At 61.6% G+C, this 21,367-nt stretch carries 22 protein-coding genes; 6 read left to right on the top strand and 16 right to left on the bottom strand.

All coding sequences use genetic code 11. The annotated features are described in order from the left end of the window. Positions 1 to 6 precede the first annotated feature (6 nt). Complete coding sequence (locus tag G536_RS32645; protein WP_071837639.1) at positions 7 to 243, top strand: GDCCVxC domain-containing (seleno)protein; 237 nt, start codon at positions 7 to 9, stop codon at positions 241 to 243. A 100-nt stretch (positions 244 to 343) separates the two neighbouring features. On the opposite strand, the gene arsB is transcribed toward G536_RS32645, so the two are convergent. From arsB to G536_RS0100245, 9 genes are all read right to left on the bottom strand, one after another. Continuing rightward, the gene (gene arsB, locus G536_RS0100285) at positions 344 to 1,453 is read right to left on the bottom strand and encodes an ACR3 family arsenite efflux transporter (protein WP_051166804.1); all 1,110 of its coding nucleotides are present in this window, start codon (positions 1,451 to 1,453) and stop codon (positions 344 to 346) included. Beyond that, on the bottom strand, positions 1,440 to 2,000 hold the full coding sequence (locus tag G536_RS25500) for a GNAT family N-acetyltransferase (RefSeq protein WP_022821588.1): 561 nt from the start codon (positions 1,998 to 2,000) through the stop codon (positions 1,440 to 1,442). Before G536_RS25500 ends, arsB begins: the two co-directional genes overlap by 14 nt. A gap of 35 nt (positions 2,001 to 2,035) precedes the next feature. Beyond that, positions 2,036 to 2,479: a DMT family transporter gene (locus G536_RS0100275; RefSeq protein ID WP_022821587.1), complete on the bottom strand. Its 444-nt coding sequence runs from the start codon at positions 2,477 to 2,479 to the stop codon at positions 2,036 to 2,038. A 26-nt stretch (positions 2,480 to 2,505) separates the two neighbouring features. After that, entirely contained in the window at positions 2,506 to 3,279 is a 774-nt protein-coding gene (locus G536_RS0100270; RefSeq protein WP_022821586.1) for a metallophosphoesterase family protein, read from the bottom strand. Positions 3,280 to 3,356: 77 nt separating this feature from the next. Then, positions 3,357 to 3,815, bottom strand: coding sequence for a DUF6428 family protein (locus tag G536_RS0100265; RefSeq protein WP_022821585.1), 459 nt, complete (start codon positions 3,813 to 3,815; stop codon positions 3,357 to 3,359). Positions 3,816 to 3,857: 42 nt separating this feature from the next. Beyond that, positions 3,858 to 4,208 (bottom strand): ArsR/SmtB family transcription factor, encoded by a 351-nt coding sequence (locus G536_RS25495; protein ID WP_022821584.1) that lies wholly within the window; start codon positions 4,206 to 4,208, stop codon positions 3,858 to 3,860. Beyond that, entirely contained in the window at positions 4,195 to 4,512 is a 318-nt protein-coding gene (locus G536_RS0100255) for a hypothetical protein (RefSeq protein ID WP_169515016.1), read from the bottom strand. Before G536_RS0100255 ends, G536_RS25495 begins: the two co-directional genes overlap by 14 nt. Positions 4,513 to 4,626: 114 nt before the next feature. Continuing rightward, positions 4,627 to 5,253 (bottom strand): DUF6134 family protein, encoded by a 627-nt coding sequence (locus G536_RS25490; protein ID WP_022821582.1) that lies wholly within the window; start codon positions 5,251 to 5,253, stop codon positions 4,627 to 4,629. Positions 5,254 to 5,376: 123 nt separating this feature from the next. Then, entirely contained in the window at positions 5,377 to 6,159 is a 783-nt protein-coding gene (locus G536_RS0100245; protein ID WP_022821581.1) for a DUF547 domain-containing protein, read from the bottom strand. Between the two features lie 114 nt (positions 6,160 to 6,273). Here G536_RS0100245 and G536_RS0100240 point away from each other — a divergent pair, with 114 nt between their 5' ends. The 5 genes from G536_RS0100240 to arsS all read left to right on the top strand — a co-directional run bounded on the left by G536_RS0100240 (position 6,274) and on the right by arsS (position 11,125). Next, positions 6,274 to 7,362, top strand: a complete 1,089-nt coding sequence (locus G536_RS0100240) for a BamA/TamA family outer membrane protein (protein WP_022821580.1) — start codon at positions 6,274 to 6,276, stop codon at positions 7,360 to 7,362. Between the two features lie 47 nt (positions 7,363 to 7,409). Beyond that, complete coding sequence (locus G536_RS0100235) at positions 7,410 to 8,102, top strand: TIGR04283 family arsenosugar biosynthesis glycosyltransferase (RefSeq protein ID WP_022821579.1); 693 nt, start codon at positions 7,410 to 7,412, stop codon at positions 8,100 to 8,102. After that, a complete protein-coding gene (locus tag G536_RS0100230; RefSeq protein ID WP_022821578.1) occupies positions 8,102 to 9,106 on the top strand; it encodes an NAD-dependent epimerase/dehydratase family protein in 1,005 nt (334 codons plus the stop codon). The genes G536_RS0100235 and G536_RS0100230 overlap by 1 nt, the downstream gene beginning before the upstream one ends. After that, positions 9,099 to 10,001, top strand: a complete 903-nt coding sequence (locus G536_RS0100225; protein ID WP_033369425.1) for an SDR family oxidoreductase — start codon at positions 9,099 to 9,101, stop codon at positions 9,999 to 10,001. Before G536_RS0100230 ends, G536_RS0100225 begins: the two co-directional genes overlap by 8 nt. A 77-nt stretch (positions 10,002 to 10,078) precedes the next feature. Next, complete coding sequence (gene arsS, locus G536_RS0100220; protein ID WP_022821576.1) at positions 10,079 to 11,125, top strand: arsenosugar biosynthesis radical SAM (seleno)protein ArsS; 1,047 nt, start codon at positions 10,079 to 10,081, stop codon at positions 11,123 to 11,125. Between the two features lie 54 nt (positions 11,126 to 11,179). Here arsS and G536_RS0100215 read toward each other — a convergent pair whose 3' ends face one another. The 7 genes from G536_RS0100215 to G536_RS31925 all read right to left on the bottom strand — a co-directional run bounded on the left by G536_RS0100215 (position 11,180) and on the right by G536_RS31925 (position 21,043). Next, positions 11,180 to 13,273 (bottom strand): heavy metal translocating P-type ATPase, encoded by a 2,094-nt coding sequence (locus G536_RS0100215; protein ID WP_022821575.1) that lies wholly within the window; start codon positions 13,271 to 13,273, stop codon positions 11,180 to 11,182. Positions 13,274 to 13,325: 52 nt separating this feature from the next. After that, the gene (locus G536_RS0100210; protein ID WP_022821574.1) at positions 13,326 to 13,940 is read right to left on the bottom strand and encodes a hypothetical protein; all 615 of its coding nucleotides are present in this window, start codon (positions 13,938 to 13,940) and stop codon (positions 13,326 to 13,328) included. Between the two features lie 82 nt (positions 13,941 to 14,022). Continuing rightward, entirely contained in the window at positions 14,023 to 14,445 is a 423-nt protein-coding gene (locus G536_RS0100205; RefSeq protein WP_022821573.1) for a Fur family transcriptional regulator, read from the bottom strand. Positions 14,446 to 14,532: 87 nt separating this feature from the next. Next, positions 14,533 to 14,862 (bottom strand): YnfA family protein, encoded by a 330-nt coding sequence (locus G536_RS0100200; protein ID WP_022821572.1) that lies wholly within the window; start codon positions 14,860 to 14,862, stop codon positions 14,533 to 14,535. A gap of 47 nt (positions 14,863 to 14,909) precedes the next feature. Next, positions 14,910 to 16,091: an efflux RND transporter periplasmic adaptor subunit gene (locus G536_RS25485; RefSeq protein ID WP_022821571.1), complete on the bottom strand. Its 1,182-nt coding sequence runs from the start codon at positions 16,089 to 16,091 to the stop codon at positions 14,910 to 14,912. A gap of 24 nt (positions 16,092 to 16,115) precedes the next feature. Next, positions 16,116 to 20,522: a CusA/CzcA family heavy metal efflux RND transporter gene (locus G536_RS0100190; RefSeq protein ID WP_022821570.1), complete on the bottom strand. Its 4,407-nt coding sequence runs from the start codon at positions 20,520 to 20,522 to the stop codon at positions 16,116 to 16,118. 191 nt (positions 20,523 to 20,713) lie between these two features. Continuing rightward, a complete protein-coding gene (locus G536_RS31925) occupies positions 20,714 to 21,043 on the bottom strand; it encodes a DUF6660 family protein (protein WP_157530232.1) in 330 nt (109 codons plus the stop codon). Positions 21,044 to 21,367 lie beyond the last annotated feature (324 nt).

Below are 21,367 nucleotides of genomic sequence, written 5' to 3'. Positions count from 1 at the left end.
TGCCTTATGCGCACGCTCGAACCTAAATCCCCTCTGCTCACCTCTGTATTGACGTGCCCAGTGTGTAACCACGCGCAAGCAGAACAGATGCCTACCGACGCGTGCCAGTATTTCTACGACTGCACCAGTTGCCATACCGTCCTCAAGCCGTTGGCTGGTGACTGCTGTGTGTACTGCTCCTATGGGTCTGTGCCATGCCCGCCCATCCAGGAGCAGGGCGAAGGTGCCTGCGGCTGCTGCTAGTTGCCCTCACCTTACTTTAACCTCACCACCTCCCGCCACATGAAAACTTCCTGGTAAGTTTACCTAGTTCGCATTGCCCGAAGCAGCCGGTCCGGAAGAGTTAGGCAACTGAAGCCACTGACTTGCCACCGTACCAACGGCGGCGAAACCAGAACGCAAGATTCACGAGGGCGATGAGGGCGGGCACTTCGATCAGCGGGCCAATAACGCCCGCAAAGGCCTGCCCCGAGTTCAGCCCGAATACGCCGATGGCTACGGCAATAGCCAGCTCGAAATTGTTGCCCGTCGCCGTGAAGGCAATGCTGGCATTCTCGGCGTAGTCGGCCCCCAGCCATTTGCCGGCGGCAAAGCTGAGCACGAACATCACGGCGAAATAAATGGCCAGCGGCAGGGCAATGCGCAGCACGTCCAGCGGCACTTGCACGATGGTTTCGCCCTTCAGACTGAACATGACGACGATCGTGAGCAGCAAAGCAATCAGGGTGATGGGACTGATAGCGGGAATGAAAACCGTATCGTACCACTCGTTCCCCTTGAGGCGGCGGAGCAACGTGCGGGAAAGAAAGCCCGCCGCAAAGGGAATGCCCAGGTAGATAAGCACGCTCTGGGCAATGTCCCCGATGCCAATGTTGACGGCGTAGCCCTTTAGCCCGAAATAGGGCGGCAGCACCGTGATAAAGAGCCAGGCCAGCACCGAGTAAAACAGCACCTGAAAGATGGAATTGAGCGCTACCAGCCCGGCTGCGTACTCACGACTGCCATCGGCCAAGTCGTTCCAGACCAGCACCATGGCAATGCAGCGGGCGATACCAATGAGGATCAGGCCCATCATGTACTCCGGCTTGTCAGGCAAGAGCCAGATGGCCAAAAAGAACATGAGCAGCGGCCCCAGAATCCAGTTTAAGAAGAGCGAGAGGCCAATGATGCGCGTGTTCTGAAAGACCGTGGGCAGCTGCTCGTACTTCACCTTCGCTAGCGGCGGGTACATCATCAAAATCAGGCCCACGGCCAGCAGCACGTTCACGGTGCCCACGGAGAAGTAGTTCACCGCGTCGTTGATGCCCGGCAGGAAGTAGCCCAGGGCTACGCCCAGCGCCATGGCCAGGAAGATCCAGAGTGTCAGGCCCCGGTCCAGGCCCGATAGTTTCTTCTCGGCCAGCGCAGCGGGAGCTGGCACTGTGAGCGGGGCGGATGCGTTAGTTGTTGCCATCTAGCGAAGTGGGGGCAGGAAGGTGAACAGAAGCCGATGCGGGCGAAACGCCTACCACGGCACTGCGATGCTCCAGCAGAAGAGTATCCCGCCACACGCCGTGCAACTGGCCAATCCGCTCGCGCCGACCGACCTCCCGAAATCCTGCGCCCACGTGAATACGGATACTGGTGGTGTTTTCGGGGAAGATGCCCGCTTGCAACGTCCAGATACCGTTGGCTTCTGACTCGGCTACGAGCGCGGCCAGCAACTGCCGCCCCACGCCGCGTCCACGGGCTGCGCCAGCCACGTACACGCTCACTTCAGCCACGCCCCCGTACACACAACGACTCGATACGGGAGAGAGAGCCGCCCAGCCCAGCACCTGCTCGTCGTGGCCACCAGTAGCTTCTACTGCCACCAACCGACTGTGCGCGAGGTGGCTCCCATCCCACGCTTCCCAACTCGGGGCCGTGGTGGTGAAGGTGGCGTTGCCCGTGGCAATGCCTTGCTCGTAAATAGCACGCACGTGGGGCCAGTGCGCAGCGGTTAGAGGTTGCAGCGGCATGAGCGCGGAACAGTGAAAGGTGAAAAGATAAAAAGTTAGTTGCGGTTGAGTAGATAGGCCCCGGCCACCAATAGCACAGCCCCGGCCAGCCGGCTTAGGGAGAGCGGATGGCGCGTAAGACCAAAGAGCCCCAGTTGGTCGAAAAGCAGCGCGGTGAGCAGTTGCCCGGTGACGACCAAGGCGAAGAGGGAGGCCGCGCCGACCCGTTGCAGCGAGAAGACAATGGCGGCGATGTACACCATCCCCAGCGCCCCACCTGTCCACTGATACCATTTCACCTCGCTCATTGCAGCCAGGCTCGGCGGCGGGGTCTGGCTATAACCCAGCACCATCGCGGCGGCCAGTGTGCCCACCAGGTAAGAGGCCAGCACGGCCCACAGCACGCTGTGCAGGCTCCCCCGTAGCTGGTTGTTGACGGCCGACTGCGTCGTTAGGGCCGCACCGGCCAGCACCAATACAAGGAAGGGCAGGTATTTCATGACAGCGTGGGAAGAGTCAACGGTACTCAGTAAGCGTTGCGCAGCATGTCGGCATACTCATTAGGCAGTGGCGAAGCTTCCACTGCCCGCGCGGCTTTCTCCACGTCGTATGCCACCCGCACCAGTTCGGAACGTACGCTGGTGGGGTCCGTCAGCGTGGTATGTTCATCCAAGTGCAGCAATTGATAGGCCGCCCGCGGGTCGCCATCCTTGGGCTTGCCCACCGAGCCGATGTTGAGCGCGTGGCGGTAGCGGGTTTCGCCTTCGTGCTCGTAGGCGAACGTGCGGTGGTAGGGCTTGTGTGTGTGGCCAAAGAGCAGAATGTCGGCGCTGGCGTCCTGCAACACCCGTAGAAAGCTGGCTTCAGGCCGGTCCTCAAACAGGTACTCGTTGATTTTACGAGGTGAGCCGTGCACCATCAGCAAGCTTAGCGTGCAGGGCTCCTCCTGAAACTCCAGGCGCATGTGCTTCGGTAAGTAGCGCAGGTAACGCCGCTCATCGGCTCCCATGATGTGATTGGTGTAGGCAATGCTTTGGGCACCCAAGTCTTTCTCCCCGTCCGTCTTGTAGGCGCAGCCACAGTTCTCACTGGCCAGGCCAATGCCCTGGTCGTAGTTGCCGGCCAACGTGGGGATACCCCGACGTCGCACTTCGTTCACTACTTCGTTGGGCCAGGGGGCATAGCCCACCAAGTCACCCAAGCAGAAAATCATGTCTGGCTGGCGCTGCTCCATATCAGTTAGCACCGCTTCCAGGGCCGGCAGGTTACCGTGCACGTCGGAGAAAAAGGCAATGGTCATCAGGACGAGAGAGAAGAGTTAGAGAGGCAGCAAGCAAAACGGCGCTCCCACAGAGGGGGCGCCGTTGTACACAGGGTTTAGCAGCACCCGCCACCTGGGGTGCAGCCTGCTATTTGCAGCTGGGGTAAAGCAAACTCTTTGTCCGGGATGCCACACGCGTCTTGCGCCAGGCAGGCCGTCTGCTTGGCCGTCAACACGAAGTCATTGCCTTCACGGGTCAAGCCGAACTTGCCGATAGTCGCCTGCTGGTATTCCACTTCAATGTCCAGGTCCTCGCTGCCGAGAATCTTCTCGGAGAGGTTAAGGATGTGCAGGAATTTCTGGGGCGCCAGGCGGTGATCGTAGTCGCCCGCTTCCCAGAGCTGGAAGTTAGCCACCGTTTCCCGGCGCTCCACGCCCCCACAATCGATGAAGTGCTTGCTTACCAACCCTACCTCCGTGACGTGGAAATGAGCCGGCAGGTGCTCGCCCGTGGGCAAGCGAAAGGTGATGGCTTCCACTTCGGTCAGGGCCTGCTTGATTTCAGAAATCTTCATGACGTTGCTTCGGAAAAAGTGAGGGGTAAAGCGAGAATAAGATTAGCAGGCGCAGGCATCATCCGGGCCGCAGACGGCCCCGCTCGTGGCTTCGATGAAAAAGGCGGTGAACTGCTGGTAAACCTGTTGGAGCAACTCGGTATTGAGGCAGTAGCAGACCGTGAGCCCTTCGATTTCACCACGAATCAAGTCCAGGGCTTTCAACTCCTGCAGATGCTGGAAGACCGTCGTGCGCGAGAGTGGTAGTTCGGCCGCAATGTCGCCGGAGATGCAGGTTTGCTTGGACGCCAGCAGTTGAATGATGGCCACCCGCGCCGGGTGCGCCAGGGCCTTGGCCACGCGGGCTAATTGCTGTTGCTCCTGGGTGAAGGCGGCGGTTTTAGCGTAGGTCATCAGGGGAAGAAAGAGTGTCAGAAGTAGCAGTCGGTACTCCGGTAGCCGCCAACAAGTTAGCGAGCAGGGTTTCAGCCCGCTGGTAGGCGCGTTGTTCGGCCGCTTTCAACCGCTGCTCCCCACCGCCGCCGGGCAAGCCATTGTAACTGCCCTGGGTCTGTAGCCGCAGCCCTTCCAGCACCAAGCATTCCGTGCGCAGTACCCGTTCCAGGATGATGGGCAATAGGGGATGAACGGGTGTAGCTGGGCTGTACGACATAGCAGGTGGTGATGCAACAGGAATCATGTCGTAAATATACGGCATAATATGACGCATGTTTACGACATGAAGATTTTTTTGCTTGTCGTGGGTGCTTTTGCCAGCGTCCTTACCGCTTTAACCCGCCGATACGGGGCTTTTGGCGGGCATAATGCCCAACTATGGCTGCCGCCGGATGATAAAGTTTTTCAGTGGGTTCTTCTTGATAATGGTAGTTAGCTGCCCATCGGCATAGTGGTATTCGTCTTCCCGCCCGGCGCGGTGGGCTTGGTAGGTGCTGGCCGATGTGGAGCCAAGCGTGAAGTAGTCGCCAAAATATTCGCCGTAGGCGTGCGCTTGCCCGACGGGTGCCCCAAAGAACATATCGGTTACCGTATACCGGATGGGTTGGCGCAGGGTGCCCCGATAGTGGTGCTTGTACTGGTCGGCCACGATGTCGTAATGGTCCCCCTTCCACTCCGTACGGGAGGCAAAGTCGCCCTGGTTGGTGTGCGCTTCCACCGTGGAAAGCAGTAACTGGCCGCTGTGGACCTGGTTGATGACTTTGTAATACACCTTCAGGTGATACACCAGGAAGTTGACCTGCACGTCACTGACCAGGGTGTAGCGCACCTCGGCAGCATTCAGGGAGTGACGGGTAGCCGTCATGGAGCCCACGCGCAGGCCGGCTACCTCAATAGTATAGTGACGTACCTCGACCGGGGCCGGGCGTTGCGCCCACGCCGGCGCAAGCAGCAGGCAGCTGCTCCCAAGCAATGCGGGGACGATCAACCAGAAGGCACGCATACTAGGTAGCAAAATGCCCGGCAGGCAGCAAGCCCGCCGGGCATCGGGTGATGGGAACAGAGTAGTCACCGCGGCCTTATCGTCATGGCAAGTGAAGAACGTGGGGCCGCGGCAGCGGGCGGTTTATTGCTGGTTCAGGTTCCAGTTGTAGTCGAGGTAGCTCACCTTCGCGTCCGGATTCATCTTGGTGGCCGAGTACCTGTTGACCCATTTAGCCACCGACTGCCCGTTCTTACTCCAGTCGCCTTTGTACCAGTCAAAGTATTTGGAGAGCTGGGCGCTTTGCTGGCTCACTTTGTTTTTGCCCGGATTATTGAGGAAGTCGCGGCCCTGCTCGTCGAGCTGGCGGTCCAGTTTGTCGGCTGTGTAGGCTTCGTTGCGCAGGCGGGGACAGGAAATAGAGGCGCACACCAAGGCAAAGTGAATCCGCGGGTCGTCGTACTTCTTTCGCAGAGTGCCGTGCTCGATGTCGTCCAGGCTCATCTTCTTGCCACCGATGCTGAAAAACTCCGCCGCCCACGGCGTGGTCACGAACGGAATTTTGATTTTGGAGCCGATGTCCTTGATGCTCTTGACTGGGTAGTGGTTGAGAATCAGGCGAATGGTGTAAGCATTGTAGGCGTTGATCCAGTACGCCATTTGCTCGGACTTGCTCCAATTAGCCGCCGGCGGATTCTTGCTCAGCTGGTCCAGGTACTGGTTCAGCTCCTGCGGGTCCGTTTTCCACGCTTTGTAATTGACGAGTCCTTTCTCGGTGACGTACTTTTTCAGCAGCCGGTCGTAGGCAGCGTGATCAACGGGGGCCGCCGTCCCGGTTCGCAGAGGGCCCGGTTTGGGAGCGATAAAGGCCACCACTCCCGTGCTTACGGCACTCAATAGCAACACGGCCAGGAAGATTCTGCGCATAGGGAAAGGTACGGTTGAGCTGGCATATACGGCAAGCCGCTGCCAAGAAGATTGACGCCCGGTAAATCTTCCGCCCCCAACTAGTGCGTACGGTATACATACCTTGCCTGCCGTATGCTCCTGATTCCCTCACTGCTCGGCCTTTCCTGCTGGTCGTCCCCGCCCGACACCGTGCTGCCGAAGCGCGTGGCGGTGTTTCCGCTGCCGTTGGTCTACTACACGCCCGAAACCCGGCTGGCGTTCGGGGCAGCGGCGACGGCCACGGTGCGCTTTCGCCGCGACGCGGGTGACAGCACCGCCCGGCCCTCGCAGCTCACCTTCGGCGTGGCCTACACTCAGAACCGGCAGTTGCTCGTGTACCTGCCCTTTCAGGTGTTCTACGATCATAACCGCTACTATGCTTACGGCGAGGCCGGCTACTACCGCTATAGCTACTACTTCTTCGGCGTGGGAGAACGAGGCGTACCCAAGGAACTCTACCAGGTCAACTTTCCGCGCATCCGCCTCAATGCTTTCCGGCGCATTGTCCCGGACTGGCGACACGGCAAGCTCTACGCCGGCGTGCGTTACCAGCTCGAAGACTACGACGTGACCAGCACCGCGCCCAATGGCCTGCTCAGCAGCGGTGCCGTGCCGGGTGGCCGCGGCAGCCGGCTGACGGGCGGCGGGCTGGGTTTGTTTTTTGACGCCCGCAACCAGGTGTTCTTTCCCACCCGGGGCGTGGTTGCCGACGTCGCGTACTGGCACCGCAACCGCGCGGCCGCGTCCGCAGGCACGACGCGCTTCAGTCGCCTCTCGGCCGATGTGTCTTCCTATCACCGCTTGGCCCCACGCACGGTGCTGGCCGTGAATTACTTTGTTAGCTACACGGCGGGTATTGCGCCCTTTAATGCCCTCTCCCTGCTGGGCGGCACCAAGCGCCTGCGCGGCTATTACGAAGGCCGCTACCGCGACCAAAACGCGGCCGTGCTGCAAACCGAGCTGCGTCTACCGGTGTACCGGCGGCTGGGGGCGGTGGTGTTTGGCGGGGTGGGCGCGCTGGGCGACGAGCAGCGGGTGCTGCGCCTGAACGCGCCCAAAGCGGCGTACGGAGCGGGCTTACGCTTCACGGTGAACCGCCGCGACCAGCTGAACCTGCGGCTCGATTACGGCCTTGGCCGGCAATCCAGTGGGTTGTACATCACCATCGGGGAAGCTTTTTAAATTCCTTATTTGTAACTCGACTATTCTCTCGTCTACCCCCTCACCCGATGCTGCTGAGCGTTATCATTCCAACCTACAACGAAGCCGATAACATCGGCCGCTTGGTGCAGGAGTTGCGCCATCACCATCCGGGCCACGCCCTGGAAATCCTCGTGGTCGACGCCGGCAGCAAGGACGGCACCGCCGAGGCCGCCCGCCGCGCGGGGGCCACGGTACTGCAGTCGCCGAAGCCTGGGCGGGCGGGCCAGATGAACCACGGCGCCCGCCACGCTACGGGCGACATTCTCTACTTCGTGCACGCCGACGTGGGCATTCACCCCGGTTACGCCACCACCGTCCGGCAGGCCGTGCACGATGGTTACCCGGCCGGCTGCTACCGCTTCCGCTTCGACTCATCGCACCCGCTGCTGCGCCTGAACAGCTACGGCACCCGCTTCGAGGGCATCATGAGCCGCGGGGGCGACCAAACGCTGTTTATCACCCGCGACTTGTTCGACGAGCTCGGGGGCTTTGATGAGCACTACTGCATCATGGAGGATTTTGATATCATCCGCCGCATCCGACAGCGGGCCCGTTTTCTGATTGTCCCGCAGGACGTGGTCGTGTCGGCCCGCAAGTACGAAACCAACTCCTGGCTGCGCGTGCAGCTGGCCAATCTGACGGCCTTTTCGCTGTTTTTTCTCAAGGTACCGCCTCCGCGCATTGCCCGCACTTACAAGGCCTTGCTCAACTACCGCTGATGGAAAAGCCCGTCCTGGTGACTGGTGCCGGCGGCTTTCTGGGCCGCCACCTCGTGCAGGAACTGCTGCACCGAGGCTATGCCGTGCGGGCACTGGTGCGGCCCGGTCGGGCGGCAGTTACTTCTGCCCTCCCGCCCCTGGCCTCACTGGGCGTCGAGGTGCGTACGGGTGATTTATGCCAGCCGGCTTCGCTGGTGGGGCTGGCTGAGGGCTGTGGGGCCATCGTGCACGCCGCGGCCCGGGCGGAAGTGAACCCGGCGCGTAACCCGGCCGTGTGGGCCGCGAACCTGGGTGGTACAGAGGCCGTGCTGCACCTGGCCCGGCAGGCGGAAGTTAACCGCTTCGTGTACGTGGGCACGGCCAACGTTTTTGGCTTCGGCAGCCGCCAGCACCCCGGCGACGAAAACCGGCCCTATGCCGGGCAGCGCTACGGGCTGGACTACATGGACAGCAAGCGGGCGGCCACCAACCGGGTGCTGCAGGCCGTAACCGAGTGGCAGCTGCCGGCCGTGCTGGTGCATCCCACCTTTATGCTGGGACCCGGCGATGCCAAGCCCACTTCCAACGCCCTGTTGCTGGAACTCTACCAACAGAAGCTGCCGGGCTATCCGACGGGGGGCAAAAACTACGTGCACGTCCGCGATGTGGCCGTGGCCACGGTCAACGCGCTAACCCAAGGCCGCATGGGGGAGTCCTACATTCTCGGCAACCAGAACTTAAGCTACCGGGAAGCCTTCGGGCTAATGGCCAGGCGGATGGGCGTGCGCCCGCCCGCCTGGCCCATACCGGCACCGCTGGCCCGCCTGTACGGTGCCGCTTGCGATGGGCAGGCGCGGCTGACGGGCCGCCCCGCACAGCTTAATTCCGCCATGATGGCCGTGGCTGGTGATGGGCACTACTTCAGCGTGCAAAAAGCGCGCACGGAACTGGGTTTGCCCCAAACCGAGCTTGAACAGGCCATCACCGAAGCGTTCCACTGGTTTAAAGACCATCACTATGTTTGACGCCCCCCCGCAGCCCTCCCTCGTCGGGCCCCAGACGGAGCCTGCTGCTTCACCGACGATGCGGCAGCCCCTGCTGCCGGGTAACGGGCCGTTTGCTGGTAAAGTCGCGCTGGTAACGGGCTCCGAATCGGGCATTGGCCGGGAAACGGCCCGGGCGCTGTGCCAGCAAGGAGCGGCCGTCGTGCTCAACGGCCGCCAGCCCGAGCGCCTGGAGCAAACCCGGCGGGACTTGGAGGCGGCTGGCTTTGCCGTGGCCAGCTGCGTGGCCGATGTGACCAACTACGCCGCTTGTGAGCAGCTGGTAGCCACGGCTATCCAAGTCTTTGGGCAACTGGATATTCTGGTCACCAACGCCAGCATCTCGCAGCGGGCCTATTTTGCCGACATGCAGCCGGAAGTGTTCCGCCAGGTACTTGACAGCAACGTCTACGGGACGGTGTACCCACTGAAAGCCGCGCTGCCGCACCTAACCCAGACCCGGGGCAGCGTGACCTTCATTTCCTCCATCTCGGCCCTGAACGGCATGCCCAGCGGTTCGGCCTACTGCGCGGGCAAAGCGGCCGTGGCCAACCTGGCGCACACCCTGCGCATGGAGCTGGCCCACACCGGCATTCACTTCGGGGTGGTGCACATCGGCTTCACCCAAAACGACCCCGAAAAGCGGGTGCTCAGCGCCACGGGAGAGCCCGTGCCCATCGCGCACCGTCCCCCGCGCTGGCAGAAAAGCCAAACCGAAGTGGCGCATCTGATCCTTGGCCACATCCGCCGGCGCCGGTCGCGCACCGTCATCTCGGCTTTGGGCAAGCTCATTGTGCTGGTGCACACCTACCTGCCTCGGCTGGGGGACTGGATTGTGCAGACAACCATCCGGCGCCTCCGTCACTTCTATGAATAACCACCCAAGCTAATCCGTGCCGGTACGCATTGCCGTACGTCTGGTTCACGCGCTGGCTGCTATCACTACCTCCTCTGATGAAATCACTCAAGGCCACGGGCCACCACCTAGCGGACGCCGCCTTTCAGCTAACGGTGCTGCGCACCGAACAAGCGGAGGGAGCCCATCTGCCGCCGTTTCACGAGAAAATGCGCGCCGCCGGGCTGTTTCCTTTGCGCCCCATGGCCGCCACGGTGCTGCAAATCAACGTGGGCAAGATGTGCAACCAGGTCTGCAAGCACTGCCACGTAGATGCCGGGCCCGACCGGAAGGAAATCATGACCCGCGAAACGATGCAGCTCTGCCTCGACGCGCTGGCGGGAACTGATATTGCGACGGTGGATTTAACGGGCGGCGCCCCGGAGATGAACCCGGATTTCCGCTGGTTTGTGGCGCAGCTGCACGCGCTGGGCCGCCACATCATCGTGCGCTGCAACCTGACCATCATCGTGGCCAACAAGAAGTACCACGACCTGCCCGAGTTTTTCCGGGCGCACAACGTGGAGGTGGTTAGCTCCTTGCCCTTCTACAATGCCAAAACCACCGATCGTCAGCGCGGTGACGGTGTGTTCGACGATTCCATTAAGGCGCTGAAGATGCTGAACGCGGTGGGCTACGGGCAGCCAGGCTCGGGGCTGACGTTGAACTTGGTGTATAATCCCAACGGCGCGTTTCTGCCCGGCGCGCAGAAAGGCTTGCAGGACCAATTCAAACGGGCCCTGCACAAGGACTTCGGTATTGTGTTCAATGAGTTGTTTGCCATCACCAACATTCCCGTGAGCCGCTACCTGGACTTCCTGCTGGAGTCGGGCAACTACGCGGGCTACATGGAAAAGCTGGTCAACGCGTTCAACCCCGTGGCGGCGGCCGGCGTGATGTGCCGCAACACGATTTCCGTGAGTTGGGACGGCTTGCTCTACGACTGCGACTTCAACCAGATGCTGGAGCTCAACGTGGCTAGTCCCGTGCAGCATATCCGTGACTTCGATGCCGCCGCACTCGCCCAGCGGGCAGTGGTCATCAACCAACACTGCTACGGCTGCACGGCCGGCAGTGGCTCCAGCTGTGGTGGAACCACTGCCTAGCAGCGGGAGAAAAGAAGCGGAAGCACCAGCGAGCCAACCAGCCCTCCCAACCCTTTAAAACTTCATCCGCTGGATGCGTACCGCGTTCAGAATGGCCAGCAGAGCTACCCCAACATCGGCAAACACCGCTTCCCACATCGTGGCCAGCCCGCCAGCCCCCAAGGCCAACACAATGGCTTTCACCCCGAAGGCCAGCCAGATGTTCTGCCACACTACGGTATGCGTGGCCCGGGCAATACGGCGGGCGGTGGCAATCTTGCTCGGGTGGTCGGTTTGGATGACGACGTCGGCCGTTTCAATGGTGGCGTCTGAGCCCAGCCCGCCCATGGCAATGCCCACGTCGGCCAGCGCTACCACTGGGGCATCATTTACCCCATCGCCCACAAACGCTAGTTTGCGCCCTTCACTGAGGTACTGCTGCACGTAGCGGGCCTTGTCTTCGGGTAGCAGCCCGCCGTGGGCCTCATCGATGCCGAGCTCTTTCGCCACTCGTTGCGTAATGCTGTCCTTGTCGCCCGAGAGCATCACGAGCTTGGTAATGCCATCCGCTTTCAGCTCTTGCACGGCCCGAGCCGCGTCTTCCTTGGGAGCATCCGCTACCGTAAGGTAGCCCGCATACTGGCCATCAATAGCGGCCACTACAATGCTGTCTGCTACCTGATCCACGACGGCCGGATAGGCCACGTTAAACTTGGTGAGCAGCTTGGTATTACCAGCCAGTACATCTTTGCCCGCTACCCGGCCGCGCAGGCCGTGGCCGGCAATTTCTTCCACCCCTTCCACGAGCACGCCTGTTACGGCCGCTCCAACATGCGTTACCACCGCTTTGGCAATGGGGTGCGTGGACTTGGTTTCCAATGCTCCCACCAGTTGCAGCAACTGCGCTGGGTCAGTGCCGGGCGCCGGCTGCACCTGTTGCACGGCAAACACCCCTTGGGTGAGCGTGCCGGTCTTATCCATCACCACCGTGTTGATTTCGCGCAGCACATCCAGGAAATTGGAGCCTTTGAACAGGATGCCTGCCTTGGAAGCTGCACCGATGCCCCCGAAGTAGCCCAGCGGAATGCTGATAACCAGCGCGCAGGGGCAGGAAATCACCAGAAAGACCAGAGCCCGGTAGAGCCAGGTGCGGAATACGTAGTCGTCTACCATAAAGTAGGGCACCAGCACCAGCAGTACCGCCAGACCCACCACGATGGGCGTGTAAATCTTGGCGAAGCGCGTGATGAACTGCTGGGTCTTGGCCTTGCGTCCCACCGCGTCCTGCACCATAGCCAGAATCTTGGAGAGCTTGGTATCGGCGAAGGCTGCGGTGACCGTGACGCGGGCCAGGGTTTCCAAGTTGATCATGCCGGCTAGCACAGCCTCGCCCGGCTGTTTGGTTTGCGGAGCCGATTCGCCCGTAAGAGCGGCCGTGTTAAACGAAGCGGCGGCGGCTTGCAGTGTCCCGTCCAGGGCTACTTTCTCGCCGGGCCGGACCTCCATCACGTCCCCGATCTGTACCTGCTTGGGGTCGAGCACCAGGCTTTGCCCATCCCGCACCACCGTGACCTCTGTGGCTTGAATTTCGAGCAAGGCCCGAATGCTGCGCTTGGCCCGATTCACGGCCGCATCCTGGAACAGCTCGCCCACCGTGTAAAACAGCATCACGGCCACGCCCTCAGGGTACTCGCCGATAGCAAAGGCCCCAATGGTGGCCAAACTCATGAGCAGGAACTCATTGAAGATGTTGCCTGAAGGAATGCTTTGAACGGCCGAGCGAATCACTTTCCAGCCGACCAGCAGAAAGGCGAGGCCGTACCAAACCAGACGGATCGGACCGGTGAAGAAAGCGACGTCGAAGTAATCCAGTGCAATACCGCCCAGCAGCAGCGCCAAGCTCACGCCCGGCCAGAAATAGGGGTTGGCCCCCGCCGGTCCGTGGTCGTGGTCGTCGTCCTCTCCCTCGGCGTGCGTATGGCCAGCGTGCGCATCCGGGGTGGTATCCGCTGCTGGAGCATGGTCATGCCCAGCCACGTCGTGGCCCTGCGGCTCGGTCGCGGCTTCGGGCGTAAGCTGCTCCCGGCTGAGGGCGCCCACGTTTTCTAGCTGCACCTGCTTGGCGGTGTTCAACTCTTCGTTGGTGTTCGGGGATGAAGGATCAGGCATAAGGCAAAGAAGTGAAGTCAAAGGGAAAAGAGAGAATAATGGTAGCAGGCGGCTACCAGTCCAGGAAAAAGCCAGCCATTCCCACCAGTACGAGCACGGCGCCGGTCAGCTGGCGTTCATGGGCGGCCAGCCCATCCAGATTCAGTCGGCGTAAGCTGCGATGGGCCAGCGCCACCAGCGCACACATAGCCGTAACTGTAACCAGCAGGTATACAGTCATTAGCAGGGCCAAGGCGGCGGGGCCGTGGGTGCCGGCGGCCAGAAAGAAGGTCTGAATTTCTAGACATGGAGCCAGGAACATGGTAGCGGCCAGGCCGAGTACCACCCGCCGACGCGGCCCTCGGCGGCTTATCGGTCGGGGGTCCGGGTGGGCATGACCGGGTCCGGAAAAGGCGTACAGCAGCCCCGCCATAATGAGGAGCAGCGGCGCGGCCCAGCCAGCCACTTGCTCGAAGCGGGCCGATAGGCGCCAGCCCAGCCACCCCAGCGCCAGGCCCAGGGCTACCGTGCTTAGCACGTGGGCCATGCCGGCGACCAGCGTAACCCCCACCGCTCGCCGCAACGGCCACCGTTCGGCCCGGGCAATAGCGAGTACGGGCGCCCAGTGGTTGGGAATGAGCGCGTGAAGTAAACTCAGCACAAGGGCACCGGTAAGCAATTCAACCATGGGCAGGCAGGGATGGGTAACACACCGCTCGTACGAGAAAGCAAACTTCCCTCGTAGGGCGATGCAATGGTATTGCATTGTTTCAGGAGGTGATAGCGCAGCGTTCACAGAGGCCCTTCATCACTAAACTGGTTTCCTGCACCTGAAACGCGCCCGGCAGGGGAATGGTCGGTACGGCCACGGTAGGCAGGCAGCTGGTTTCGCGGCACCGGGTGCAGAAGAAGTGTACGTGCAGGTCCTGGTGCTGCTCCGGCGTGCAACCCGGCTCGCATAAGGCGAACTTTACCGCCCCGCTGCCGTCCTCAATGCGATGCACCAGCCCCTTATCGGTGAAAGTTTTCAGCGTGCGGTGCACCGTGATGCGGTCGGCGTGGCCGAGCAGTTGCTCCACGTCAGCCAGACTCAATGCCGCCGGCTGCTGTTGCAGCACTTCCAGTACCAGCAGGCGCATAGCGGTGGGCGTGATCTGCTTGGCAATAAGCGTATCTTCTTGGGGATGAGCCATAATGAGAGTAGTGTAGCGGTTGCGCAGAGGCCCGGTTGAGCCAGTAAACGGCCAAGCGCAGGGGTGTAAGGAGAGCGACTAGAGAAATTAGGCGCGGGGCCAGAACAGCACGACCCCCAGTCCAAGCAGCACGATAGCGCCGCCCAGTACATCAAACCGATCCGGCCAGAAGCCATCGAAGTACCAGGCCCAGGCAATGGACATGACCACGAAAATGCCCCCGTAGACGGCGTAGGTTTTGCCGAAGGAAGTGGGCTGCCAAGTGGCCACCCAGCCGTAGAGCACGAGCAGGATTGCTCCTGCTAGCCCCATCCAGCCCGGGCGATCCGCCTTCAGCCACTGCCACACCAAATAGCCGCCCCCGATTTCACAGAGGCCGGCCAACACAAATACACCTAGGGTCTGTAGGTAAGCCATTGAGGGTCTTTTGTTAACTGAGGAAATCAGGAACTTCCTGTAAGCGGCTATTCTTCTTCCTCGGCGTTTTTCATCTTGGCCAGCAACGAGTAAGCAGCCCCTGTTACGAAGGTGGTTGTAGCGGGCACCGTTTCGGGCAGCGTGACTTCGGTGAAGTTGTCTTCGCTGCGGCCTAGGGTTACGGGCACCATGCGGTAGCGGCCGGGCGCTTCCACGGCGTAGACGTAGCTCTTACCCTCGAAGCGCACCAGCGCCGCATCGGGCAGGGCGGGCACCTCCGTGCGGCCGGTTTCAATCAGGGCCCGCACGTAGAGGCCCGGCAACAGGGCCGGATCGTTTTCCTGATCTAAATGGCCGTGTACGCGTACCGTGCGGTCTTGCCCAATAGCCCGCCCAATCAGATACACGCGGGCCGTCCGCTCGCGGCGGGAGCCGGTCGAGTCGCTGGCCAGGGTGAAGCGAATCAGCTGGTTTTTCTGCACCCGCGCCACGTCGCGCTCGAAGACGGTCAACTCGACGTGCAAGTGCTCGGGGTCCACGATTTCAAACAGGGCATCCGTAGGCGTCACTGCCTGGCCGACCGTTACGTTCACGGTTCGCACAAAACCCGCTCGGGGAGCCCGAATGCTGGCCGTCGTAACAAGCTTGCCCCCTACCGGCAGGTTCGCCAAGCGCAGCCGGGCCGCCAACGCGTTGGTTTGCACGCGCAACGCATTGTAATCGGCTTGGGCCCGCTGATAGTTCTTTTGGGGGGCTACCTCCTGCTCGTACAGCTCTTTCTGCCGGGCCAGCTCGGTTCGGGCGTATTCGAGGCGGGCGCGGGTTTCCAGGTACTCCTGCTGCAGGGTCACGAACTCGGGATTGCGGATGGTGGCTAGCACTTCGCCTTTGCGCACCCGCGTACCTTGCAGCAGTTCGGTGTTGTCCACGAAGCCTCCCAGCGGGGCCGTGATGGAGACGGCGCTTTCCGGCGGCACGTCCAGCGTGCCGGTGACGGCCAGGCCCGCGCCCATCGGCCGGTTCGTCAGCTGACCGGTCTGGATGCCCGCCACCTGCTGCTGCGCTGGCGAGAGGGTAACCAGGTCGGTTGCCTCTTCTGCTTCTTCGCCTTCCTGAGTGGCGGTTTCCCGGCCTTCGGCATCTGCTGCGGCCGTTTCTGGTTTATCGGAAGTGCAGCCAAAGGGCACGCTCAGGCCCAGCAGCAGCACGAATGATACAATCTTATACATGGTAAATACGTCGAAAAGAGAGGGTTACTGCGCCGGGGTACCTAGCAGGTACTCCAACTCGATGGTGGTCTGGTTGTGCGCCAGCACGGCGTCGAGATAAGTGGTGCGCACCCGTAGGGCGCGTTCCAGGTTGAGCAGAAGCTCGGAGTAGGTGGTTTCACCCGCCTTGTAAGCGCGCTGGCTAAGCCGGACAATGACCTCGGCCTGCGGCAAGCCGGTCTGCTCGTAGAACTGTACCCGCCGCTGCTGCTCTTGCAGGCGCAAACGGAGCTCATCGAGTTGGGCGGCTACTTCCGCCCGGTAGCGCTGGTAGGTAGTGGCAGCTGCCTGCTCCTGCAACCGAGCCGCCTGTACGCGGGCCTTCTGCGGGCCGCGCAGCAGGGGGATGGCCACGCCGGCCTGCACGCTCTGGAACCGGTCACCGGTCCCGTAGGTAGTGGCCTGCCCATCCACTTCGTACGTGCCCCGGAGGGACTGATTGGTGTAGCCCACCGTCACCTGTGGCAAGCCGGCCGCCTGCTCCACCCGCGTTTGCGCCTGTCGCTCCACTACTTGCTGTTGTAGCACCCGGGCCTGGGGCGTGGAAGCCAGCACCGTGGTATCCGAGGAGGCAGTTGGGTAAGGCAAGAGGCGCAAGGTGCTGTCGGCAATGGCCACCAGTTGCGGGGCTTGCAGCAAGGCTTGCAGTTGCCGTTGGGCGATGGCATAATCCGTTCGGGCCTCAGTTAGCAGGGTTTGCGTTTCGCCCTGCGCCAACAGGGCGTTGGCGGGTTCGAGCCGGGCGACTTCCCCCGTTTTGAAGCGCAGCTGCGCCGAGCGCAAAAACTCGGCGTAAATGCTGTCCTGGCCCCGCAACATGCGCAGCCGGTGCCGGGCATGCACGGCCTGCTCATAGCTTAGCCGCACCTGCCGACGCAACTCCGCTTGTACCTGGGCGAGTTGCTGCTCGCGACCCTGAATCTGCGCCTGACTCAGTCCCGCCTGCGCTTTGTAGTAGCCCGGTAAGGCCAGCGTTTGCCCAATGCTGAACACGTTGTCGGACAGAGGGGAATTCACTTGCCCATAGGTCCCCAGGATGGTGGTGCGACCTACATCGCGCGCGGTCCGCCGTAAGGCCTGCTGTGCTTCCAACGCACTGCGGGCCGCCTGCACGGTACCATTGGCTTGTAGCGCCTGCCCCACGGCCTGCGTCGCCGTCAGGGAGCCCTGCGCCCGGACCGGGGTGGCAAGGAGTAGCCCCCCAAGTAGCAGGAGCAGCCCACTGGCAACCGGCAGGGTTGCCGTCCGTTGGGGCTGATCTTCACCCTTGGCGGTAGCAGCGCGCTCCGACAGGGCGTAAAGCACCGGCAGCACGAGCAGCGTAAGTAGGGTGGCCGTGACCAGCCCGCCAATGACGACCGTGGCCAGGGGCCGCTGCACTTCCGCTCCGGCCGAGGTACTCAGCGCCATCGGCAAAAAGCCCAACGAGGCGACGGTGGCCGTCATCAGCACCGGCCGTAACCGCACCTGCGTGCCTTCCAAAATGCGTTGGTAGAGGTCGGTGTGGCCTTCCTCCTTGAGCTGGTTGAAGTAGCCAATCAGCACGATGCCGTTGAGTACGGCCACCCCGAACAGAGCAATGAAACCCACTCCCGCCGAGATGCTAAACGGCATGCCGCGCAGCCATAGGGCCAGCACCCCGCCGATGGCCGAAAGCGGAATGGCCGTGAAAATCATGATCGATTGCTTCAGCGACTTAAAGGTGAAGAACAGGAGCACGAAGATGAGCAGCAGCGCCACCGGCACGGCAATGCTCAGACGCTCGGTGGCCTGGCGCAGGTTCTCGAACTGCCCGCCGTAGGTGGTGTAGTAGCCGGGAGCCAGCTTCAACTGCTGGTCCATCTTGCCTTGCAACTCCTGCACGATGCTTTCCACGTCCCGGCCCCGCACGTTGAAGGCCACCGAAATGCGTCGCTTGGCGTCATCACGCTGAATCTGGTTGGGGCCTTCCTGCAAGTCCACGGTGGCGACTTGCTCCAAGGGAATCTGCTCACCGGCCGGCGTAGCGACCAGCAATTGGCGCACCTGATTGATGTTCTGCCGCAGCTCGGGCGCTAGGCGTAACACCACGTCGAAGCGGCGCTCCTGCTCGAAAAGCTGCCCGGCACTCTGCCCGGCAAAAGCGGTCTGTACGGTGCGGTTCACGTCGTCGGCGTTGAGCCCGAACCGGGCCAAGCGGTTACGATCCAGCTTGACCACGATTTGGGGCAGGCCGGTCACCTGTTCCACGTACACGTCCTCGGCGCCTTCCACCTGTCGCACCAGGCGGGCCGCCCGCTGCGCATAGTCAGCCAGCTGCTCCAGGTCTTCGCCATAGATTTTAAGCACCACGTCCTGCTTGGCGCCGGAAATGAGCTCATTGAAGCGCATTTGAATGGGCTGCTGGAAGCCAAAGGTGACGCCGGGAATCACTTCCAATGCTTCGGCCATCTTCTCGGCCAACTCCTCCTGCGTGCGGGCCGAGGTCCATTTGCTCTGGTCTTTTTCCAGAATCACCATTACGTCGGCCGCTTCCACCGGCATGGGGTCGGTAGGAATTTCCGCGGCCCCGATTTTGGCCACCACCTCCTTGACTTCCGGAAACTGTTTGGTGAGGATGGCGGCTGCTTCCTGGCTTTTGTCGACCGTGTAGCTCAGCGACGAGCCCGTAAGCGTACGCATCTCGATAGCGAAGTCCCCCTCGGCCAGTTGCGGAATGAACTCCCCGCCCAAGGTCCGAAACAGCAGCAGTGCGCCCCCCAATAAGGCCACGGCCGCCACCAACACCACCGTTTTACGGCGCAGCGCCCATTCCAGCACCGGCCGGTAGCGGGCTTCCAGCCAGCTCATCATCCGGTCCGAGAACGTGCGCTTGGTTTCGGTGTCGCGGCTCAAGGCCAGCGCCGACATCATGGGTACGTAGGTCAAACTCAGAATAAAGGCGCCGATGATGGCAAAAGCCACGGTTTCGGCCATGGGCCGGAACATCTTGCCTTCAATGCCGGCTAGGGCCAGCAGGGGCAGGTACACGATGAGGATGATGATTTCACCAAAGGCGGCCGAGGAGCGGATCTTGCTGGCCGCGTGATAGGTTTCCTCGTTCATCTGCGCTGTGTTGAGGTGGCCCCCAGGTACACGCAACTGCCCGCCGTGTAGGCGGTGCACGATGGCCTCGACGATGATGACGGCCCCATCCACGACGAGCCCGAAGTCAATCGCCCCGAGTGAGAGCAGGTTGCCCGACACACCGAACAGACGCATCATGCTGATAGCAAAGAGCATGGCCAACGGGATGACCGAGGCTACGACCAGCCCGGCCCGCCAATTGCCGAGAAACAGCACCAACACGAAAATCACAATCAGCGCTCCTTCGACCAGGTTTTTGGTGACCGTGCTAATGGCCCGACCAACCAGGTCGGAGCGGTCCAGGTACACGTCGATAGTGACGCCTTCGGGCAAGGACTTGCGCACGGTGGCCATGCGCTCCTTCACGGCTTGAATGACTTCGTTGGCATTAGCGCCCTTGAGCATGAGCACCAGACCACCGGTGACTTCGCCCTCCGCGTTGCGGGTCATGGCCCCGTAGCGCACGGCCGAGCCCAGGCGCACGTCGGCCACGTCACGTACCAGCACGGGCATACCACTTTGGGTGCTGCGCACGACGATGTTGCCCAGGTCGGCGGCATTCTCGGCTAGGCCTTCGGTGCGGATAAAGTAGGCGGTGGGCTTCTGGTCGAGGTAAGCGCCGCCCGCATTCTGGTTATTGCGCGAGACGGCCTGGTAGACCTGGTCAATGGTGATACCAAGCGAGCGTAAGCGGGTGGGGTCCAGCCGGATTTCGTACTGCTTGAGCTGGCCACCGAAGCTGGCCACGTCGGCTACGCCGGGCGTGCCGAGTAGCTGACGCCGCACGATCCAGTCCTGAATGGTGCGCAGCTCGCGAGCATCATACTTCTTCTCGTAGCCGGGCTTGGCCCGCACGAGGTACTGATACACTTCGCCTAAGCCGGTGCTGACCGGAGCCATTTCCGGCCGGCCAATACTGGCGGGAATCTGGCTTTCGGCTTCCCGTAGGCGTTCGCCTACTTGCTGGCGGGCCCAGTAAATGTCAATTTTGTCCTCGAAGACGATGGTCACCACCGAGAGGCCGAAGCGCGAGAACGAGCGCACTTCCTCGCGGCCGGGAATGGTGGCCACGCTTTGCTCGACGGGAAAGGAGACGAGGCGCTCGATGTCGCTGGCGGCCAGCGAGGGGGCCACCGTGTACACGACGACCTGGTTGGTGGTGATGTCGGGTACCGCGTCAATGGGTAGCCGACTGAGCGAGTAGCTGCCCCAGGCAATCAAGGCCAGGGTCAGCAGCCCGATGATGAGCTTGTTGTGAATGGAAAAATAGATCAGCCGGTCGAACATCCGCTGGTAGGGGTTAGGTCTAACACTTCCGTGAAAACCCTGCGGCGAGGCGGTTCCGGCTGGTACAAGCGGGAACGGCGTGGCCAGGACGCACCCTAAGCGCAACGCCACGCGTTGGCAAACCGGGCAAGGCTGCTCCCTAGGAAAGCAGGCCGCCCGGTGGGGTGGTCAGCAGGAAAACAAGGGAAAGGTTAGGCCCGCGGCGGTTGCCAGATAGCCCCGGGAGCACGAGTTGGTGCCGCGACCACGAGTTGCGCGGGCCGGCTAACCGAACCCCATACGTGAGGTGGGGTTTGTGCGAGCACCGGCAACGGCGCCAGCGGAACAACGGCCCCACCACAGCAGTGACACTGGCACAGCGGCGAGCACCAGTCACCTAGGGCATCGGCTCCACAGTCCGAGTGCGACGAGGCGGCGATGGTAGTTTGCGTCTGATCCTGGCACACGGGAACCTCGTCGGCACAGGCTAGGCACGAGAGGCACGCGAAGTACAAGGCAAAAAACAGAGCAGACAGACGCATTACGGGCAAAGGTAGCGACAACCGAGAATTGCCAGCTATCACCTTTACCAAGTTTATCCGACAAAAGTTCTTTATGAGTTAAGCTCAGCAGGTGTGGAAATAGAGAATCGTTTTGCCTTTAACTGAGGGAGAACCTTGCTCCTGTTTTACGCCACTCCTTCTAAAATTTTGCTTATATGAGCAAATGCACAAACGCACAAACGGGGGACGTAGCCAAGCTACGTCCCCCGTTCATTATAGATGGGTCTTGCTAAAGCACTCGGCTTTACCTTCCGCTTAGTAAGACAAGTCCCTCAAGCCTGAATGACCGGGCCGGCGGTTGCG

This window comes from Hymenobacter norwichensis DSM 15439 (genome assembly GCF_000420705.1).
Taxonomy (GTDB): domain Bacteria; phylum Bacteroidota; class Bacteroidia; order Cytophagales; family Hymenobacteraceae; genus Hymenobacter; species Hymenobacter norwichensis.
Note: the sequence above shows the minus strand (reverse complement) of the source record. Positions and strands in the feature narration are given on the sequence as shown.

What these genes read in the sequence shown, in the direction of transcription:
- G536_RS32645 (WP_071837639.1), top strand. Translation starts at nt 7, where the DNA reads ATGCGCACGCTCGAACCTAAATCCCCTCTGCTCACCTCTGTATTGACG.
- G536_RS0100200 (WP_022821572.1), bottom strand. Translation starts at nt 14,862, where the DNA reads ATGGCTTACCTACAGACCCTAGGTGTATTTGTGTTGGCCGGCCTCTGT.
- arsS (WP_022821576.1), top strand. Translation starts at nt 10,079, where the DNA reads ATGAAATCACTCAAGGCCACGGGCCACCACCTAGCGGACGCCGCCTTT.
- G536_RS0100210 (WP_022821574.1), bottom strand. Translation starts at nt 13,940, where the DNA reads ATGGTTGAATTGCTTACCGGTGCCCTTGTGCTGAGTTTACTTCACGCG.
- G536_RS25500 (WP_022821588.1), bottom strand. Translation starts at nt 2,000, where the DNA reads ATGCCGCTGCAACCTCTAACCGCTGCGCACTGGCCCCACGTGCGTGCT.
- G536_RS0100245 (WP_022821581.1), bottom strand. Translation starts at nt 6,159, where the DNA reads ATGCGCAGAATCTTCCTGGCCGTGTTGCTATTGAGTGCCGTAAGCACG.
- G536_RS0100205 (WP_022821573.1), bottom strand. Translation starts at nt 14,445, where the DNA reads ATGGCTCATCCCCAAGAAGATACGCTTATTGCCAAGCAGATCACGCCC.
- G536_RS0100240 (WP_022821580.1), top strand. Translation starts at nt 6,274, where the DNA reads ATGCTCCTGATTCCCTCACTGCTCGGCCTTTCCTGCTGGTCGTCCCCG.
- arsB (WP_051166804.1), bottom strand. Translation starts at nt 1,453, where the DNA reads ATGGCAACAACTAACGCATCCGCCCCGCTCACAGTGCCAGCTCCCGCT.
- G536_RS0100235 (WP_022821579.1), top strand. Translation starts at nt 7,410, where the DNA reads ATGCTGCTGAGCGTTATCATTCCAACCTACAACGAAGCCGATAACATC.
- G536_RS25495 (WP_022821584.1), bottom strand. Translation starts at nt 4,208, where the DNA reads ATGACCTACGCTAAAACCGCCGCCTTCACCCAGGAGCAACAGCAATTA.
- G536_RS25485 (WP_022821571.1), bottom strand. Translation starts at nt 16,091, where the DNA reads ATGTATAAGATTGTATCATTCGTGCTGCTGCTGGGCCTGAGCGTGCCC.
- G536_RS0100270 (WP_022821586.1), bottom strand. Translation starts at nt 3,279, where the DNA reads ATGACCATTGCCTTTTTCTCCGACGTGCACGGTAACCTGCCGGCCCTG.
- G536_RS0100255 (WP_169515016.1), bottom strand. Translation starts at nt 4,512, where the DNA reads ATGCCGTATATTTACGACATGATTCCTGTTGCATCACCACCTGCTATG.
- G536_RS31925 (WP_157530232.1), bottom strand. Translation starts at nt 21,043, where the DNA reads ATGCGTCTGTCTGCTCTGTTTTTTGCCTTGTACTTCGCGTGCCTCTCG.
- G536_RS0100275 (WP_022821587.1), bottom strand. Translation starts at nt 2,479, where the DNA reads ATGAAATACCTGCCCTTCCTTGTATTGGTGCTGGCCGGTGCGGCCCTA.
- G536_RS25490 (WP_022821582.1), bottom strand. Translation starts at nt 5,253, where the DNA reads ATGCGTGCCTTCTGGTTGATCGTCCCCGCATTGCTTGGGAGCAGCTGC.
- G536_RS0100265 (WP_022821585.1), bottom strand. Translation starts at nt 3,815, where the DNA reads ATGAAGATTTCTGAAATCAAGCAGGCCCTGACCGAAGTGGAAGCCATC.
- G536_RS0100230 (WP_022821578.1), top strand. Translation starts at nt 8,102, where the DNA reads ATGGAAAAGCCCGTCCTGGTGACTGGTGCCGGCGGCTTTCTGGGCCGC.
- G536_RS0100215 (WP_022821575.1), bottom strand. Translation starts at nt 13,273, where the DNA reads ATGCCTGATCCTTCATCCCCGAACACCAACGAAGAGTTGAACACCGCC.
- G536_RS0100225 (WP_033369425.1), top strand. Translation starts at nt 9,099, where the DNA reads ATGTTTGACGCCCCCCCGCAGCCCTCCCTCGTCGGGCCCCAGACGGAG.
- G536_RS0100190 (WP_022821570.1), bottom strand. Translation starts at nt 20,522, where the DNA reads ATGTTCGACCGGCTGATCTATTTTTCCATTCACAACAAGCTCATCATC.